This is a genomic window from Streptomyces xingningensis, from assembly GCF_054957865.1.
Genome location: NZ_JBDJPF010000001.1, coordinates 230,592 through 247,687, shown reverse-complemented (window position 1 = coordinate 247,687; position 17,096 = coordinate 230,592). Strand labels below are relative to the sequence as shown.

The 17,096-nt window shown below is 71.8% G+C and carries 14 protein-coding genes; 10 read left to right on the top strand and 4 right to left on the bottom strand.

What is annotated here, in order from left to right; genetic code table 11:
* The first annotated feature begins 460 nt into the window (after positions 1-460).
* Entirely contained in the window at positions 461-676 is a 216-nt protein-coding gene (locus ABCR83_RS01190) for an I78 family peptidase inhibitor (protein WP_462692302.1), read from the top strand.
* A 70-nt stretch (positions 677-746) separates the two neighbouring features.
* Here ABCR83_RS01190 and ABCR83_RS01185 read toward each other — a convergent pair whose 3' ends face one another.
* A complete protein-coding gene (locus tag ABCR83_RS01185; protein ID WP_462692300.1) occupies positions 747-1,754 on the bottom strand; it encodes a phosphatase PAP2 family protein in 1,008 nt (335 codons plus the stop codon).
* 285 nt (positions 1,755-2,039) lie between these two features.
* Positions 2,040-3,239: a hypothetical protein gene (locus ABCR83_RS01180; RefSeq protein WP_462692298.1), complete on the bottom strand. Its 1,200-nt coding sequence runs from the start codon at positions 3,237-3,239 to the stop codon at positions 2,040-2,042.
* A 159-nt stretch (positions 3,240-3,398) separates the two neighbouring features.
* On the opposite strand from ABCR83_RS01180, the gene ABCR83_RS01175 reads away from it, so the two are divergent.
* Positions 3,399-4,967, top strand: a complete 1,569-nt coding sequence (locus ABCR83_RS01175) for an MFS transporter (RefSeq protein WP_462692296.1) — start codon at positions 3,399-3,401, stop codon at positions 4,965-4,967.
* Between the two features lie 101 nt (positions 4,968-5,068).
* Positions 5,069-6,259 (top strand): acyl-CoA dehydrogenase family protein, encoded by a 1,191-nt coding sequence (locus tag ABCR83_RS01170; RefSeq protein ID WP_462692294.1) that lies wholly within the window; start codon positions 5,069-5,071, stop codon positions 6,257-6,259.
* 102 nt (positions 6,260-6,361) lie between these two features.
* On the opposite strand, the gene ABCR83_RS01165 is transcribed toward ABCR83_RS01170, so the two are convergent.
* The gene (locus ABCR83_RS01165) at positions 6,362-6,799 is read right to left on the bottom strand and encodes a cell division protein SepF (RefSeq protein WP_462692292.1); all 438 of its coding nucleotides are present in this window, start codon (positions 6,797-6,799) and stop codon (positions 6,362-6,364) included.
* A 238-nt stretch (positions 6,800-7,037) separates the two neighbouring features.
* Between ABCR83_RS01165 and ABCR83_RS01160 the strand changes: the two genes are divergently transcribed.
* From ABCR83_RS01160 to ABCR83_RS01130, 7 genes are all read left to right on the top strand, one after another.
* Positions 7,038-8,216: a DUF5685 family protein gene (locus ABCR83_RS01160; RefSeq protein WP_462692290.1), complete on the top strand. Its 1,179-nt coding sequence runs from the start codon at positions 7,038-7,040 to the stop codon at positions 8,214-8,216.
* Positions 8,217-8,583: 367 nt separating this feature from the next.
* On the top strand, positions 8,584-10,431 hold the full coding sequence (locus ABCR83_RS01155; RefSeq protein ID WP_462692288.1) for an FAD/NAD(P)-binding protein: 1,848 nt from the start codon (positions 8,584-8,586) through the stop codon (positions 10,429-10,431).
* A 155-nt stretch (positions 10,432-10,586) separates the two neighbouring features.
* Positions 10,587-11,621, top strand: coding sequence for an LLM class flavin-dependent oxidoreductase (locus ABCR83_RS01150; RefSeq protein WP_462692286.1), 1,035 nt, complete (start codon positions 10,587-10,589; stop codon positions 11,619-11,621).
* Positions 11,618-12,931, top strand: a complete 1,314-nt coding sequence (locus ABCR83_RS01145; RefSeq protein WP_462692284.1) for an NtaA/DmoA family FMN-dependent monooxygenase — start codon at positions 11,618-11,620, stop codon at positions 12,929-12,931. The genes ABCR83_RS01150 and ABCR83_RS01145 overlap by 4 nt, the downstream gene beginning before the upstream one ends.
* Before the next feature lie 279 nt (positions 12,932-13,210).
* Entirely contained in the window at positions 13,211-14,128 is a 918-nt protein-coding gene (locus tag ABCR83_RS01140) for a S1 family peptidase (protein ID WP_462692282.1), read from the top strand.
* Between the two features lie 121 nt (positions 14,129-14,249).
* Entirely contained in the window at positions 14,250-15,104 is an 855-nt protein-coding gene (locus tag ABCR83_RS01135) for a slipin family protein (RefSeq protein ID WP_462692280.1), read from the top strand.
* Positions 15,105-15,372: 268 nt separating this feature from the next.
* Positions 15,373-16,269 carry a S1 family peptidase gene (locus ABCR83_RS01130; protein WP_462692278.1) on the top strand — a complete coding sequence of 299 codons (897 nt, stop codon included), beginning with the start codon at positions 15,373-15,375 and terminating at the stop codon, positions 16,267-16,269.
* 89 nt (positions 16,270-16,358) lie between these two features.
* On the opposite strand, the gene ABCR83_RS01125 is transcribed toward ABCR83_RS01130, so the two are convergent.
* Positions 16,359-16,808, bottom strand: coding sequence for a subtilase-type protease inhibitor (locus ABCR83_RS01125; protein WP_462692276.1), 450 nt, complete (start codon positions 16,806-16,808; stop codon positions 16,359-16,361).
* Positions 16,809-17,096 lie beyond the last annotated feature (288 nt).

Here is a 17,096-nt window from a genome sequence, read left to right as displayed (position 1 = left end):
GCCTTGCGATGCACCGCGCCAGACACCGCAGGGCCCGCACCGACCCATCGGACACGCCCCAGGGCACCCGCCATGATGCTCGCCGCGGGGGCGTGGCGCGAGGGTGCCTCGCCGGTGTCCGGGGCGGTCGGGTGGCCGGTCCGGGCACCGGCATTTCGGAATCAAATGTTCCGGATTATCCGGGCGGCTGCTCGGGATGTTCCGGGGAATTGCAGTCGCGGCTCCTGTGCAGGGATCCCGTCCGGGAATTTCCGGGAATTTTCCGGAGCTTTCCGGGGGGCCGGTGGGGGCGTCCGGAAAAGGTGTGGTGAATTCACCGCCGACAGCCGGCGGGGCGTGTGGGGAGGTGGCTGGGAATATCCCCGTGCGGGTGACTCGCGGTGCGGTAAACCAGGCCCGGGTTCTCTGTGACAGAAGTGTGACCCATGGTCCGGGGCCCGGTGGCCTTACGGTGGCGGCCATGGTGCCTTCGCCGAACCTTCCCCCCGACCCCGACGACGACCCCGAGGGCTATGTCGGGCTGGACGCCGACAGCGCGGCCGCCCGGGCGCGGGAGCGCGGCTGGTCGGCCGTGCGCGCGCTGCCGCCGGGCACGCTGATCACCCTGGAGTATGTGGCCGGCCGGCTGAACTTCGAGGTCCGGGGCGGCACCGTACGGCGCTGCTGGAAGGGCTGAGCGCCGGTACACGACAGAACCGGCGGGCCGTCCTTCGACGGCCCGCCGGTTCCGGGTGCTCCCGCGTGGGTCAGACGGTCCGCCCGCGGCCCGTCGCCGGGACCGGCGGCGCGGTGCGCGGGGTGCGGTCGGAGTGCGGTGGGCGGCGGCTGCCGGTCGGGGTGACCGGAGTCCGCTCGGAGCGGGTGGTGTGCGGCCGGGAGGGCAGGTGCGGACGGGCGTCCGCCGCCCGCCCGGCACGGCTGCCGGCACCCACCGGCTCCCGGGCGGGCAGCCGGTCGTCGGCCGCGGGGCGAGGCGCCCACAGCCTGATCCCGGCGGGCGCGGCCGACGCCGCCGGAGCCGGCGCACCGCGCTCGCGCAGCCGGGCCCAGGCGGTGAACAGCCAGCTCTCGGCGCGGGTCATCAGGGGCTCGAACCAGGGCAGCGCGAGCAGCACCAGCAGGCCCGCCGTCCAGCCGAGCGTCACATCGCTCATCCAGTGGGTTCCGAGGTAGACGGTCGTCATGCCGACGCCGAGCGCCAGCAGCGCGGCTGCCACCGAAGCGATCCGGCGGGCCCGTGGCGTGGTGGCCAGATAGGCCAGCACCCCCCAGGTGACCACGGCGTTGGCGGTGTGGCCGGAGGGGAATATGTCGCCCCCGGCGAACATCTCGTTGGAGCCGATGACGGTGGCGTAGTGCGGTCCGAGCCGGCCCATCCCTATCTTGGCGGCGCCGACCGTGGCATTGAGCAGCAGCAGCGAGGTGCCCAGCACCAGCAGCGGCCGCAGGGTCCTGCGGCGGTATGAGCACCAGCCCAGCCAGGCGGCCACCGCGACGGCGGTCGGGCCGCGCTGGCCCAGGACCACGAAGTAGTCGAGGAACGTGTGGATCTCCGGCCACTGCTTGTACGGCCGGAAGAGCATGACCTGCCAGTCGAACCGCACCGGCCAGGACGTGGTCAGCACGCCGACCACGATCGCCGCGTAGACCACGGAGGTTGCCACGAAGATCCCCAGCCGGGTCCGGGTCATCCGCGGCCGCACGGGCTCGGTCGGGCGCTCCTCCGCTTGGACGAGCTCGTCGTTGGTACGCACCCAAACGACGTTACATTGCGTGATGGGAAGGTTCGGCCGATCGGGGCCTTTTGTGATGACGATGTGATGTGGAATGGGTCTCAAACGCGACTTTCGGCGCGTTTGATGTGGCCGGGTCCAGCGAAATAAGAATGAGCTAAAGAATCCTTGCCGGGCGGCAGTCGAGTGCCTGCTCCACCTTTAATTCTTTTCGTTTGCGGATGTTTATCGGCGATTGGCCGAACGGTCCCGCACCGTTTCCCGCCACTCCCGTTGAGCGCTCCGTTGGGCCGCCGCGGATAAAGATCACGGCGGACCGGAGCCGTGCAGCCAGAACGCCCCGTAACAGGCCCCCGCCAGCGCAACCACACCCATCACGACCGCCCCGCGGATCATACGCAGCCTCGCCAACGCCACGGCAAGCGGCAGCAGCAGCGGGAAGGCGGGCATCATCAGGCGTGGCTTCGAGCCGAAGTACCCCTTGGCGGTCAGCGCGAGCAGCAGCACCACCCCGGTGTAGGCGAGCAGCGGGAGCGGCTGGCGCCGCCGGACCCCTACCGCATACAGCCAGAGCACCAGCCCCACGCCGATCAGCAGCCCCAGCCCGGCCGGGAAGGCCGGGCCGCTGAGCCGCTGCCAGACGAACGAGCCGAAGGCCAGCCCGCCGTCGAAGCCATTGCCCCAGCCGCCCTGTACATCCAGATAGCCGGTCACCCTCCCGGTGCGCACGCCCACCCAGACGAAGTACGCCAGCCAGCCGAGCGGCGCGAGCAGCACCCCGAGCAGCATTCGGGGCCACGAGCCGCGGTGCTCCCGCCGCAGCAGCGTCATCACCGCGGTGAGCCATACGGCCGCCACCACCGCCGCCCCCACCGGGCGGGTCAGCCCGGCCAGGGCCGCACAGCAGCCCGCCCACAGCCACCGCCCGGTGAGGACGGCATACACGCTCCACGCGGCCAGCGCGGTGAACAGCGACTCCGAGTAGGCCATCGACTGCACCACGCCCACCGGCAGCGCCGCCCACAGCGCCACCAGTGCGATGCCCGCCCGCCGCCCGTCAACGCGGTAATGGCGCAAGCCACCCAGCCGGTCGCCCACCGCGAAGATCCCGCCCGCCGCGCACAGCGAGGCCACCGCGCTGACCACCAGCCCCGCATCGGCCGCCGACAGCGGGAAGAGAGCGGACAGCGCCCGCTCCAGCCAGGGCAGCAGCGGAAAGAACGCCAGGTCGGAGTGGACCTTGCCACCTCCGAGGCGGAGCGTGTGGCCATAGCCCTCCTCGGCTATCCGGGAGTACCACAGCGAATCCCAACGGGCCGAGAGCAGCTGATGCGGGCTCTTCCCCGCCAGCCGCCCCCACACCGCCAGCACCACGATCCCCAGCACCCTGATCGCCGCATACACCAGCAACGCGGGAGCGGCCCGGCGCAGCAGCGCGCGCGGTCCGCGGCGGGCGGTGACGCCGGGGCCGGTGCGTATGCCGGGGAGCGAGGCAAGATCGGTCACCGATCGATTGTCCAGCATCGCCACCCTGCTCCACGCACCGCTGCCGGACCGGTGACCAGCCCGGACTCGCGTACTCTGGCGTCCCACTCGTCGCTCGGCGCCACCGGGTCACCTCCCGGCCCGCGGTCCGCCGCGCGGACCCGACACGGAGGTGAGCGCATGTCCGGGGCGACCGATGCCCGCACCCGGTGGGCGGCAGGCGTTCCCCGGCAGCGCTCGCGCTCCGTGCCCGGCCGGGGCACCGGGGCGAACCGCTGGACCGTGCTGGTCGTCCTGTGCGTCAGCCTGCTGCTGGTCGCCGTCGACGCCACCGTGCTGCATGTCGCCGTCCCGGCCGTCACCGAGGACCTGCGCCCGGGCGCGGTACAGCTGCTGTGGATCGTCGACGTCTACCCCCTGGTCTGCGCCTCGCTGCTCATCCTCTTCGGCACCCTCGGCGACCGGGTGGGCCGGCGCCGGGTGCTGCTGCTGGGCTATGGCCTCTTCGGCCTGGCCTCCGCGCTGGCCGCCGTCGCGACCGGCCCCGGGGTGTTGGTCGCCGCCCGGGCGCTGCTGGGCGCCGGCGGCGCGATGATCATGCCCGCGACGCTCTCCATACTCCGCCAGGTCTTCCCCGACCGGCGGGAGAGGGCCCTGGCCATCGGCATCTGGAGCGCGGTGGCCGCGGTGGGCGCGGCCGCCGGGCCGCTGCTCGGCGGACTGCTGCTGGAACACTTCTGGTGGGGCTCGGTCTTCTTCATCAACATTCCGCTGATGGCGGTGAGCATCCCGGTCGGACGCTGGCTGCTGCCGGAGTCGACCGGTGACCGGGACGGGCCCTGGGACGTACTGGGCGCGCTGATGGCCGCGTTCGGACTGTTCGGGGTGGTCCTCGGGGTGAAGCGGATCAGCGGGGCCGAACCGCTCTCCCTCTCCACCGTGGTGCCGCCCGCGCTCGGCTGCGCCCTGCTGGTCCTCTTCGTCCGCCGCCAGCGCCGCCGCCGGCATCCGCTGGTCGATCTCGCGATGTTCGCCCGCCCCGCGTTCGGCACCTCGGTGGGCTGCATCGTGCTGGCGATGCTCGCCCTGGTCGGCCTGGAGCTGATCGCCGCCCAGTACCTCCAGCTCGTCCTCGGCCTCACTCCGTTGGAGACCGGCCTGCGGCTGCTGCCGCTGACGCTGGCGGCGATGGCCGCGGGCCTCGCGGGCTCCCGGGTGCTGCACCGCTTCGGGCCGCGCGCGATGGTGGCCGCCGGGTTCCTGCTGACGGCGGCGGCGGTGCTCTCCCTGACGGTGATGGGCGATCAGGACCGGCCGGTGGTCCTGGTGGTGTGCTTCGTGCTGCTCGGCCTCGGCCTGGAGACCACGCTGTTCGGGGCGTATGAGTCGATGCTCAGCGAGGCCCCCGCCCGGTCGGCGGGCGGCGCGGCCGCGATCGGCGAGACCTCCTACCAGTTGGGTGCGGGCATCGGCATCGCCCTGCTGGGCAGCGTGATGAACGCCGCGTACGCGCCGGGTGTCAGCACCACGCCGGGGGTGCCCGGTGCGGCGGGCACCGCCGCGAGCCATTCGCTCGGCGAGGCGTACGAGGTTGCCGACCGGCTCGGGGGACCGTCCGGGGCGGCCCTGCGCCTGGCGGCCCGGGCCGCCTTCGTCCACGGCCTGCATGTCACTCTCGTCGTCAGCGCCGTCCTCCTCCTGGCGGGGGCGCTCGCCGCGCTGCGGCTGCCGCGCGCGGTGCAGGGCTGACGCCGGACCGGTTCCCGCCCCGGGAGGTGTCCGATGGGGTGGACGCGGGCGGTTACCGGGCCGTAGCGTCGGGGGCGACCGGATGATCACAGGAGGCGACCATGTCCGCCCGCGCCCTGCCGCCGTTCGACCCGCACGACCCGCTGGGCCTCGACGATCTGCTGACCGCCGAGGACCGGTCCGTACGCGACACCGTCCGCCGCTGGGCCGCCGACCGCGTCCTGCCGCACATCGCCGAGTGGTACGAGCGCGGCGAACTGCCCGGCATCCGCGAACTCGCCCGTGAGCTGGGCGCCTTGGGTGCGCTGGGCATGTCCCTCAGCGGCTATGGCTGCGCGGGCGCGAGCGCCGTCCAATACGGTCTGGTCTGCCTGGAGTTGGAAGCCGCCGACTCCGGGATCCGCTCCCTGGTCTCCGTCCAGGGCTCCCTCGTGATGTATGCGATCCACCGCTTCGGCTCCGAGGAACAGAAGCGGCGCTGGCTGCCCGGCATGGCCACCGGCGAGATCATCGGCTGCTTCGCGCTGACCGAGCCCGACCACGGCTCGGACCCGGCGGGCATGCGGACCCATGCCAAGCGCGAGGCCGGCGGGGACTGGGTGCTGACGGGCCGCAAGATGTGGATCACCAATGGCTCGGTGGCCGGTGTCGCGGTCGTCTGGGCACAGACCGACTCGGGCATCCGGGGTTTTGTGGTACCCACCGACAGCCCCGGCTTCTCCGCGCCCGAGATCACCCACAAGTGGTCGCTGCGCGCCTCCGTCACCAGCGAGCTGGTTCTCGACGAGGTACGGCTGCCCGCCGATGCGGTGCTGCCGGAGGCCACCGGGTTGCGCGGACCGCTCAGCTGTCTGAGCCATGCCCGGTACGGCATCGTCTGGGGCGCGATGGGCGCGGCGCGCGCGAGCTTTGAGTCGGCGCTCGACTACGCCCGTACGCGGGAGCAGTTCGGCAAGCCCATCGGAGGCTTCCAGCTCACCCAGGCCAAGCTCGCCGACATGGCGGTGGAACTGCACAAGGGTGTGCTGCTGGCGCACCATCTGGGGCGGCGGATGGACGCGGGACGGCTACGGCCGGAACAGGTCAGCTTCGGGAAGCTCAACAATGTGCGCGAGGCGATCGAGATCTGCCGTACGGCCCGGACGATCCTGGGGGCCAATGGGATCTCGCTCGAGTACCCCGTGATGCGGCATGCGACCAACCTGGAGTCGGTGCTCACCTATGAGGGCACCGTGGAGATGCATCAACTGGTGCTGGGCAAGGCACTCACCGGCCTCGACGCATTCCGGTGAGCACCCCCCGGACCCCCGGCCGAACCCCAGCCCCGCTCAGCTCTGATTGCTGTGCTTTCCCGGGGGACACCCCCCGGACCCCCGGCCGAACCCCAGCCCCGCTCAGCTCTGATTGAAGAATCCGCCGTTCACACGGCCCGTCGGCTCCCCGCTGACCACCTGGTAGTCGGCGGGGGTGAGCAGGAAGACGCGGTTGGCCACCCGCTCGATGGAGCCGCGCAGCCCGAACGTCAGACCGGCCGCGAAGTCCACCACCCGCTTGGCGTCGCTGGGCTCCATGGCGGTGAGGTTGACGATCACCGGGACGCCGTCCCGGAACAGCTCGCCGATGCCGCGGGCGTCCCGGAAGCCGTCCGGGGTGACCGTGGCGATGCGGGTGCCCTGTTCCTGGGCGGCCTCGTCGGCCACCTGGACCTTGGGGTTGGTCACCCAGGAGTCTCCGGGCTCGGGCCCCTCGGCGTACTCGTCGTCGTAGTAGCGCTCGTCGTCGCCGTCGTCGACGAGGCCAAGCCAGGCACTCGCCTTACGCACCGAACCCATGGACGCCTCCTCTCACACGCGGTGTGTTCCGCCCGCTCCCCTATGGTCGTCCATGATGCGGATGATGTGCCAAGTGGATGGGGGCCAAGCGTGGATTTCGTGACGCATCTGGTGCAAAGCAGATGGCGGTGTGTCAGAAACCCCTGAAGAAACCTGAACGGTCGGGCCGCAAGCGGTCGGGGTCGGCCCTATGACTAGGATGCGCCGGGTTGCCGGGCGCTACACACGGGGGCGGGTTTTGTTCGGAATCATCAGGCCATGTCGGCATCGGCTGTCCGAGGGGATGCGGACCGAGTGGATGGCTCATCTGTGCGGGCTCTGCCTGGCTTTGAGGGGGGATCACGGACAATTCGCGAGAGTCGCGACCAATTATGACGGACTGGTCATTTCGGTCCTTGTTGAGGCGCAGGCCTCGCAGGGCGGGGACGCGAGCGCCTGGCGGCGCACCGCGGGGCCCTGCCCGCTGCGCGGCATGCGCACCGCTCCCGTGGCACGCGGCGAGGGCGCGCGATTGGCCGCTTCCGTATCACTCGTATTGGCCTCGGCAAAGCTGCGCGACCATGTGGCCGACCGGGACGGGGTGCTGGCGAGGCGTCCGATGGCCGCCGCGGCCCGCCGGGTCGCGGCGCGGTGGGACCGGGCGGGCGCCCGCACCGGCGCGGACCTCGGCTTCGACACCGCCCTGCTGGTGGACGCGGTGGAGCGGCAGACCGGCCTGGAGGCCCTGGCCGGGGCCGGTACGCCGCTGCTGGAGCTGACCGAGCCGACCGAGACGGCGACCGCGGCGGCCTTCGGCCACACCGCGGTCCTGGCCGGACGGCCGGGGAACCGGCAGCCGCTGGAGGAGGCGGGGCGGCTCTTCGGGCGGCTCGCACACCTGCTGGACGCCGTCGAGGACCTGGAACGCGACGCGGGGTCCGGGGCGTGGAACCCGATCGCCGCCACCGAGGCGGAACTCACCGATGTGCGACGGCTGTGCGATGACACGGTGCACGGGGTGCGCCTGGCCCTGCGCGATGTGGAGTTCGCGAGCAGGGCGCAGGGCAGGCTGGCGCATCTGCTGCTGGCACACGAGCCGGCGCGCGCGGTGGACCGGGCCTTCGCGGCCGGTGGCTGTGAACTCCCCGGCCACCGAGGCGCGTTCGGCCCGCCGCCGGTGATGCCGCCGGGGTCGCCGCCCGCGCCGCCGGAGCCGCCGCGCCGGGGGAAGCGGCGCGGGCCGGTCGCCGGGTGTGCGGTGTGGGCCGGGCTGTGCTGTACGTGCCAACTGTGCTGCCGCGACACCTACCGCGACCCATGGAGCGGGGAACAACGCCGGTCGCGGTGCTCGAAGTGTCTGGACGAGTGCAATTGCGGTTGTGACGGTTGTGATTGCTGCTGTGATTGCGACGGTTGCTGCTGTGACTGCGGCTGCTGAACGAGGGGAGGGGCGCCGCGAAGGCGCAGGGTGAAGGCAGGCGGAGCGGAATCGAATCGGGCGTGAGCGCCTCGACGGGCGCGGGATCAGCCCGAACAGGAGGCCGACCACACCCGGCAGAAGTCGATGTGGTCGCGTGTGGCCAGCCACTGCCTTGAGTGCATGGTGCAAGTGGAACAGTCATCCGGTTGACCGTCAACTGCCGTATCGGCAAACGTGAGACGCACTGTTCATAGTGCGGACAGGCTTGACAGCGGCCCTCGTCCCCGGCATAGCCTCGGCGTCCGGCCGTGCTGAGGGGCGCGGCCACAAGTGAAGGCAAGCGGTGTGATCCCGTGCTCGATCACCGCATCCACGGAGCCTTCGCATGCCCCCGTACCCGGAAAGCCGCCCCACCCCCTCCCTGGTCATCGTCGGAGCCGGACCGCGTGGCACCGGACTCATCGAACGGATCGCCGCCAACGCCCCCGAACTCCTCGGCCCCGGCCGCTTCGAGGTACATCTCGTCGACCCCTACCCACCCGGCGGCGGCCGGATCTGGCGGCACGACCAGTCGCCGTTGCTGTGGATGAACTCCACCGCCGAGGACGTCACCCTGTACACCGACGACTCCGTGGTGATCGAGGGCCCGGTACGGCCCGGCCCCTCGCTCGCCGAGTGGGCGGCCGGTTCCCCCGCCGGGCTCACTCACCAAGTAGCCGCCGAGGCAAGGTGCCTGACGGGGCGAAGCTTCGCCGGCCGCCGGCTGCAGAGCGCCTATCTGGGCTGGGCGTACCGGCAGGCGGTCGCCGCCCTGCCGCCCGGAGTCACCGTGCGGGAGCACCGTACCCGCGCCGTGCGGCTGAGCGGCCCGGATACCGGACGGCAGCGGGTGTGGCTGGCGGGGCGGTCCGAGCCGCTGCTCGCCGACCTGGTGGTGCTCGCCCTCGGCCATCTCGCCGCCGAGCCGGACGCCGGGCAGGCCGCGCTCGCCGCCTTCGCCGCCCGGCACGGACTCGCCTATCTGCCACCCGAGTTCACCGCCGACAGCGATCTGAGCACCCTGCGGCCCGGCGAGCCGGTCATCGTACGGGGCTTTGGCCTCGCCTTCGTCGACCTCATGGTGCTGCTCACCGAGGGGCGCGGCGGGCGCTATACGGAGGATGGCGCGGGCGGGCTGACCTACCACCCCTCCGGGCGCGAGCCCGTGCTGCACATCGGGTCGCGGCGCGGAGTCCCCTACCGGGCGAAGATCGGCTACCAGCCGTATGGCGAACTCCCCTCGCTTCCCCGCTATGTGGGGCCATCCGAGATCGAGGAGCTGTTGCGCCGCCCCGGGCGGCCCGACTTCCACCGTGACATCCGGCCACTGGTCGACAAGGAACTGGGGTTCGCCCACTATCACCGGCTGTTCACCGCGCATCCGGAGCGCACCAGTGTCAACTGGCCCGACTTCGAGGAGAAGTACGACGCCGGTGAACCCGGCGGTGCCGAACTCCAGGCGCTGATCGAGGCCTCCGTGCCCGATCCGGCCGACCGGCTCGACCTGAGTGCGCTCGATCATCCGCTGGCCGGGGTGCGCTTCCCGGATGCGCAGTCCTTGCAGGTCGGTCTGCGCGCACACATCGAGGCGGACCTCGCCCGCAGCCATGACCCCCGGCACAGCGCCGATCTCGCCGTCTTCGCAGGCCTGTTGTCCGTCTACGGGCAGCTTGTCCGCCTGGGCGCCATCGGCCCCTGGTGGCATGGATTCTTCAGCTATCTCGCCTCCGGCCCGCCCGGCCCCCGGCTGCGACAGCTGCTCGCGCTCTCCCGGGCCGGGCTGGTGCGCTTCCTGGGCGCGGACCTGGCCGTCGATACCGACGCCGTGCGCGGGGCGTTCCGGGCGCGGAGCGCAAGCCTGCCCGGGCCCCCGGTCGAGGCGCGGGCGCTGGTCGAGGCCCGGCTGCCCGCACCCACCGTCTTCCGCTCCCGCGACCCGCTGCTGCGCGCGCTGGGCGCGGAGGCCATGGTCACCCCGGCCGGACTGCTGGCGGTGGCGGCCGGGGACGGGCGGGTGCTGGGGCGGGACGGCCGCCCGCATCCGCGCCGCTTCGCGCTCGGCCCGTTCACGGATGCGCGCGCGGCGGCGTTCGCCCGGCCGCGCACCAACGCGCCCGGGTTCCGGCAGAACGATGCGACGGCGCGGGCCGTGCTGGGGTTTCTGCGCGGAGGCGCGGATGCCTGCGGCGCTTAGGGGTGTCCGGTGGGTTGTGCCCCGGTCCCGCCCTTTCACCGTTTCTTCCGGGGCTTCGCCCCGGGCCCCGCAACGCGGCTTCGCCGCGTTGTCCGCAAACGCCGGACGGGCTGAAGACCCGCGCCCGAGCCGAGTACAAAGACAAGGAACCCTCAATGCCCCTGCCCACCCGACCACTTCACCTTGCCGTCGCCCTGGACCGGCCCGGCGTTCATGACGCCGGACCGTATGTCCAGGCCGCCCGTCTCGCCGAGCGCGGCCGGTTCGACTTCGTCACCCTCGACGACGGCTTCCGCCCGCCGGCCCGGGGCGTCGGCCGGCCCGACGCCCTCGCCATGCTCGCCCGGGTCGCCCCCGCGACCGACCGCATCGGGCTGGTGCCCACCGTGACCACCACCCACACCGAGCCGTTCCATGTCTCCTCGGCCGTCTCCAGCCTCGACTGGGTCAGCCGCGGCCGGGCGGGCTGGACCGTGGGGGTGTCCGCCACCGCCGCCGAGGCGCGCGCCTTCGGCCGCCGCCCGGCCCGGCCCGTCGCCCAGTTGTGGCAGGAGGCCGACGCGGTCGCCGACGTGGTCACCCGGCTCTGGGACAGCTGGGAGGACGACGCCGAGATCCGCGACGCCGCGACCGGTCGCTTCATCGACCGGGACAAGCTGCACCGTGTGGACTTCGACGGCCCCGGCTTCAGCATCCGCGGCCCCGCCATCGTGCCCCGGCCCCCACAGGGCCACCCGGTGATCGCCATCGACGCCACCGCCTCGCCCGCCCGCGAGACCGCCGCCCGCCGGGCGGAGATCGCCTTCATACGGACCGGGCACTCCGATGACCCGCGCCCCGTCCGCGCGGCCGCAGACGACCTGCGCCAACGCGCCCTGGCCCACGGCCGGGGACCGGACGCCCACCGGATCGTCGTCCTCGCCTCCCTGCCGGTCGCCCTGCACGCGGCCGCCGAAGCCGTCGCCCTCGCGGAGCTGGTCGCCCGCTGGTACACCGACGGCACGGTCGACGGCTTCCACTTCCGCCCCGAGGACCCCGGCCGCGACCTCCGCCATCTCGTCGACGGCACCGTGCCCGTCCTCCAACACCGCGGTCTGCTGCGCCGTTTCTACCCCGGGGCCACGCTCCGGGAGCACCTCGGCCTGCCGCGCCCGGCCAACCGCTATGCACTCGCCAGGGGGATCGCATGACCCGTGCCCACCGGAAGCGGATGCACCTCGCCGCGCACTTTCCCGGAGTCAACAGCACCACCGTCTGGACCGGTCAACGCTCCGGCAGCCAGATCGACTTCGCCTCCTTCGAACACCTGGCACGCACCGCCGAGCGCGGCCTGTTCGACTTCTTCTTCCTCGCCGAAGGGCTGCGGCTGCGCGAACACAAGGGCAGGATCCATGACTTGGACGTGGTCGGCCGACCCGAGTCGATCACCGTGCTGAGCGCGCTGGCCGCCGTCACCGAACGACTCGGCCTGGCCGCCACGGTCAACGCCACCTTCAACGAGCCCTATGAACTCGCCCGCAGGCTCGCCTCCCTCGACCACCTCAGCAGCGGGCGCGCGGCCTGGAACGTGGTCACCTCCTCCGATGCCTTCACCGGCGAGAACTTCCGCCGCGGCGGCTACCTCGACCGGGCCGACCGCTATACCCGGGCAGCCGAATTCGTCGCCGCAGCCCGGGAGTTGTGGGACTCCTGGCGGCCGGACGGCAGGCCCCGCCTCTTCGTCCACCATGGCCGGCACTTCGACATCGCGGGGGAGTTCGACATCCCCCGCAGTCCCCAGGGGCACCCGGTGGTCATCCAGGCCGGGGACTCCGACGAGGGACGGGAGTTCGCCGCCTCCGCCGCCGATGTGATCTTCACCCGGCACGGCACCCTGGAAGCGGGCCGCGCCTTCCACGCCGATGTCAAGCGCCGCCTGGGTGCGTACGGTCGCCGGCCCGAGGACCTGAAGGTCATGCCGGGGGTGACCTTTGTCCTCGGCGACACCGCCGCCGAGGCCCAGGAGCGGGCGGCCGAGCTCCGCAGACAGCAAGTGTCGCCGCAGACGGCCATCCTGACGCTGGAACAGATCTGGGGCCGTGATCTGTCCGGCTACGACCCCGATGGGCCGCTGCCCGGCATCGACCCCGACCCCGAGGCCGAGCTGACCCGGGGGAGGGCCGGGACCGGCGACCGGATGGCGACCGCCGCCAAGTGGCGCGCCCTGTCGGAGGCCAAGGGGCTGTCCATCCGGCAGACCGTGATCGAGGCGGGCGGCCGGCCGTCCTTCGTCGGTACCCCGCAGAAGGTCGCCGCCGAGCTGGACGAGTTCATCACCATGGACGCGGCGGACGGCTTCATCCTCGTCCCCCACCGCACCCCCGGCGGACTCGATGACTTCGTCGACCGGGTCGTGCCCCTGCTCCAGGAACGCGGCGCGTTCCGTACGGAGTACTCGGGCGAGACGCTGCGCGAACACCTGGGGCTGCCACTGCCCGAGATGATGGGCCGGCCGGCCTGAACGCCACCGGCGACGGTCGACTTCCGGCCGTCCCGGAAACCCGGCCGGAACGGAAGGGCGGTGTCCGTCACCGGTGAACCAGCCCTTCCGCAAGCGGTGTTGAGCAGGTGCCGCAGGCCGTGGCCGAGTCCGAAACGGTCCTTGCGTCATATGCGTCGCGGCCCGAATACTCCCCAGCAGCGCTTGTCAGGGGCACGGCTAAATCGGAATGGGTCGTGCCCCTCGACCGCGCCTCACGGGCCCTTGAGCCCCCGACGCCCCCACCTTCGGGAGGAATACGTGAGGATCAGGCGCACCACCCCGCGCACCATCGGCAAGCGGGCCGGGACGGCCGCGCTGGCGGCCGGTCTGCTGGCCGCCTCAGCCCTCGTCGCCACCAACGCCCATGCGGCCGGCTCCCCGGCCGCCGTGCACTCCGCCGCGCAGTTGTCCGCCGCGAGCTCGGCCGTCCAGTCCGCCGATGTCGCGGGCACCGCCTGGGTCGTCGACCAGGAGTCGGGCACCGTGGTGGTCACCGCCGACTCGACCGTCTCGACGGCGGACCTGGCGAAGATCAGACAGACCGCCGGGCCCAACGCCGATGCGATACGCATCGAGCGCACCCCCGGCGCCTTCAAGCAGCTGCTCGCGGGCGGCGACGCGATCTACGCCCCCCGCTGGCGCTGCTCGGTCGGCTTCAACGTCCACAAGGGCAACACCTATTACTTCCTGACCGCCGGTCACTGCACCCAGGGCAAGCCGCCCTACTACACCAACTCCGGCCACACCACGAGCATCGGACCCACCACCGGCACCAGCTTCCCGGGCCATGACTACGGCATCGTCCAGTACACCAACCGCTCGATCGCCCACCCCGGCGCCGTGGACCTCTACAACGGCGGCTCGCAGCGCATCACCTCCGCGGCCACCCCCAGGGTCGGCCAGAACGTCCAGCGCAGCGGGTCCACGACCGGGGTGCACGGGGGCCGGGTGACCGGTCTGAACGCCACGGTCAACTACGGCGGAGGCCAGGTCGTCCGCGGCCTGATCAAGACCACCGTCTGTGCCGAGCCCGGTGACAGCGGCGGCGCGCTCTTCTCCGGCACCACCGCGCTCGGCCTGACCTCCGGCGGCAGCGGCAACTGCCGTTCCGGCGGTACGACCTTCTTCCAGCCCGTCGTCCCCGCGCTCAGCGCCTACGGGGTGAGCCTGGCCTGAGGTCCCCTTCCCGGTCGCTTCCCGATCGTGAGCCCCCGGCCCGCTCGGCCGGGGGCTCGACCATGCGGCGGTGTGGGCATACCGTGGACGTATCACCTGTCGTGGGACGCAGGGGGCCGTGATGGTCGAAGACCTTGTCGTGGCAGCGGTGACCGCAGTGTCCGTAGGTGCGATGTACCTGATGGCGGCGGCCCGAGTGGTCAAACAGTACGAGCGAGGCGTGGTGCTGCGGCTGGGACGGCTGCGGCCCGAGATCCGCGCGCCGGGGTTCACCATGATCCTTCCGGGCGTGGACCGGTTGCGCAAGGTGAACATGCAGATCGTGACCATGCCCGTGCCCGCCCAGGAGGGCATCACCCGGGACAATGTCACGGTCCGGGTGGACGCGGTCGTCTACTTCAAGGTGGTGGACCCGGCCGAGGCCGTCATCCAGGTCGAGGACTACCGCTTCGCGGTCTCGCAGATGGCCCAGACCTCACTGCGCTCCATCATCGGCAAGAGCGACCTGGACGACCTGCTCTCCAACCGGGAGAAGCTCAACCAGGGCCTGGAGCTGATGCTGGACAGCCCCGCCATCGGCTGGGGCGTGCACATCGACCGGGTGGAGATCAAGGACGTCTCGCTGCCCGAGACGATGAAGCGGTCGATGTCCCGGCAGGCGGAGGCCGAGCGTGAGCGCCGGGCCCGGGTGATCAACGCGGATGCCGAGCTGCTGGCTTCGAAGAAGCTGGCCGAGGCCGCGGCGACCATGTCCGAGCAGCCCACGGCCCTCCAACTGCGGCTGCTGCAGACCATCGTGGCGGTTGCCGCGGAGAAGAACTCGACGCTGGTGCTGCCCTTCCCGGTGGAGTTGCTGCGCTTCCTGGAGCGCGCGGAGTTCCACGGTCACGATGGATCCGCGGCGCCCGCGCCGCCGAAGCCCGCGCCGCCGCCGGAGCCCGGCGGCACGGGGGAGAGCGACGCCGGACCGGCGTAGTCACCCGCGATTGCGGCCGGGGGGCCGGGGGTTGTCCCCCGGGAACGCGATACCACCCCCAACGGGCGTGACGCGCGCACCAGGGGCGCGCATGAACATGCGCACGACCGGAAGTCCCCCTTGCGCACGCCCACCTTCACTCGGGACACTCGGACGCACAGCTTGGCATGGACGCGACCTCCAACCGGGGGTGCGGCTGTGTCGTTCGTCCTCCGGGCCCGGTCGGCGGCTGCGCCTCCGGACCCAACCCCCCACTGGAGGTGCCGAGTTGAAGCTCTTCCGCTGGTTTGTGCGCGGGGTGCCGGCCGGTGCGGCGGCCGCCGCGCTCGTGGCCGTGACCCTCGCCCCGCAGCAGGCCCAGGCCTCGTCCGATACGGCACGGCTCGCGCAGGCCCGGCTGGCCTCGGTGCGGCAGACGCTCAGTGACCGTGCCACCATCCCCGGCACCGCCTGGGTGACGGACCCCAGAGTCAACCGGGTTGTGGTGACCGCCGATCCGACGGTCACGGGCGCCAGGCTCGCCAGGCTGAACCAGGCCGTCTCCCGCTTCGGCGGCGCCGTGGAGGTTAGGAGAAGCCCTTTCCGGCTCACCCGGTTCATCGCGGGCGGTGACGCCATCTGGGGCACTTCCGCCCGCTGTTCGCTCGGCTTCAATGTGTTCAGGGGCGGGCAGCCCTACTTCCTGACCGCCGGGCACTGCGGCAATGCGGTGCCCAGCTGGTCGGACACCCGGGGTGGGCGGCAGGTCGCGGTCACCGAGGCGTCCTCCTTCCCCGGGCACGACTTCGCCCTGGCGCGGTACACCGTCCCCGACGTCGACCACCCGAGCGCCGTCGACCTCTACAACGCCGCTACCCGGCCCATCCATCAGGCCCGTGACGCACGCCTGGGCGAGGCGGTGCAGCGCAGCGGCTCCACCACGGGCGTGCACGGCGGCACGGTCACCGGCCTCAACGCCACGGTCAACTATCCCGAGGGCACGGTCACCGGGCTGATCAAGACCGACGTCTGCGCCGAGCCCGGCGACAGCGGCGGCCCGCTCTTCGCCGGCGATGCCGCGCTGGGAATCACCTCGGGCGGAAGTGGCAACTGCATGCTGGGCGGGGAGACTTACTACCAGCCCGTGCCGCAGGCCCTGCAGGCGTACGGGGCGAGCATCGGCTGACCACCCATGGACCGCGGTCCCCGGACACACCTCCACGGTGTCCGGGGACCGCTTTATGCCCGGCTCTGCATCCGGACTCCCGACCGGAGTCAGAACTCAAAAACGCTGCCCTTGGCCGACTTCGCCATGCAGGGGTTGCCGAAGACATGCTCGTAGTTGACCCGCTGGCCTTCCCAGACGCCCTGTGCCGTGACGGTGATCGGGCGCCACTCCTTGGTGCAGGCCGAGCCGGACCTGGCCTCGGTGAGGTCCTTGAAGTTGCCTTCGGCGGCGCGCAGTTGGGCGCAGGCGCCGACGACGTCCGGGTGGCTGCCGCTGGCCTTCGGGGTGCAGGTCAGGGTCACGGCGCGCTGTACGCCGGCGGTGGCCGCCGTGTCTCCCTGTCCGATGGTCAGTACCAGCGCTGAGGGTGCGTACAGGCTCTGGATCTGTGGCGCGGGTGCTGGCGTGGGTGCGGCGGTCGCCGACGTCCCGGCCGCCACCAGGCCTCCCAGGGCCAGTGCGGACCCCAGCGCGATCCCCCCAGTGATGTACCGCATTCCGAACACTCCCTTGCTCGTGGGTTCAGATAACGGGCGGCAGTCTGGCTTAAGTTGTGCATGAACGCACGTGGATCGATCACTTCCGGTCGCTAGTTGAAAACTCTGAGTAGTGGCGCGATTGTGTGTGAAGCGTGACGCGCGGGCGGCAGCGCGGGAAATCCGCGTACCGGAAGATGTCCGGCTTGGGTGAGAAGCGGTTGGATTATTGTTGCGGGAGTGTTGACCAGCAGCGATTTCATGTATCCGCTGGGTGAACTGCGGTACGGACCTTCGGAATGGCGATTT

Coding starts and splice junctions, on each gene's coding strand:
- ABCR83_RS01175 (WP_462692296.1), top strand. CDS start 3,399: ATGTCCGGGGCGACCGATGCCCGCACCCGGTGGGCGGCAGGCGTTCCC.
- ABCR83_RS01170 (WP_462692294.1), top strand. CDS start 5,069: ATGTCCGCCCGCGCCCTGCCGCCGTTCGACCCGCACGACCCGCTGGGC.
- ABCR83_RS01135 (WP_462692280.1), top strand. CDS start 14,250: ATGGTCGAAGACCTTGTCGTGGCAGCGGTGACCGCAGTGTCCGTAGGT.
- ABCR83_RS01125 (WP_462692276.1), bottom strand. CDS start 16,808: ATGCGGTACATCACTGGGGGGATCGCGCTGGGGTCCGCACTGGCCCTG.
- ABCR83_RS01150 (WP_462692286.1), top strand. CDS start 10,587: ATGCCCCTGCCCACCCGACCACTTCACCTTGCCGTCGCCCTGGACCGG.
- ABCR83_RS01190 (WP_462692302.1), top strand. CDS start 461: ATGGTGCCTTCGCCGAACCTTCCCCCCGACCCCGACGACGACCCCGAG.
- ABCR83_RS01155 (WP_462692288.1), top strand. CDS start 8,584: ATGCCCCCGTACCCGGAAAGCCGCCCCACCCCCTCCCTGGTCATCGTC.
- ABCR83_RS01145 (WP_462692284.1), top strand. CDS start 11,618: ATGACCCGTGCCCACCGGAAGCGGATGCACCTCGCCGCGCACTTTCCC.
- ABCR83_RS01165 (WP_462692292.1), bottom strand. CDS start 6,799: ATGGGTTCGGTGCGTAAGGCGAGTGCCTGGCTTGGCCTCGTCGACGAC.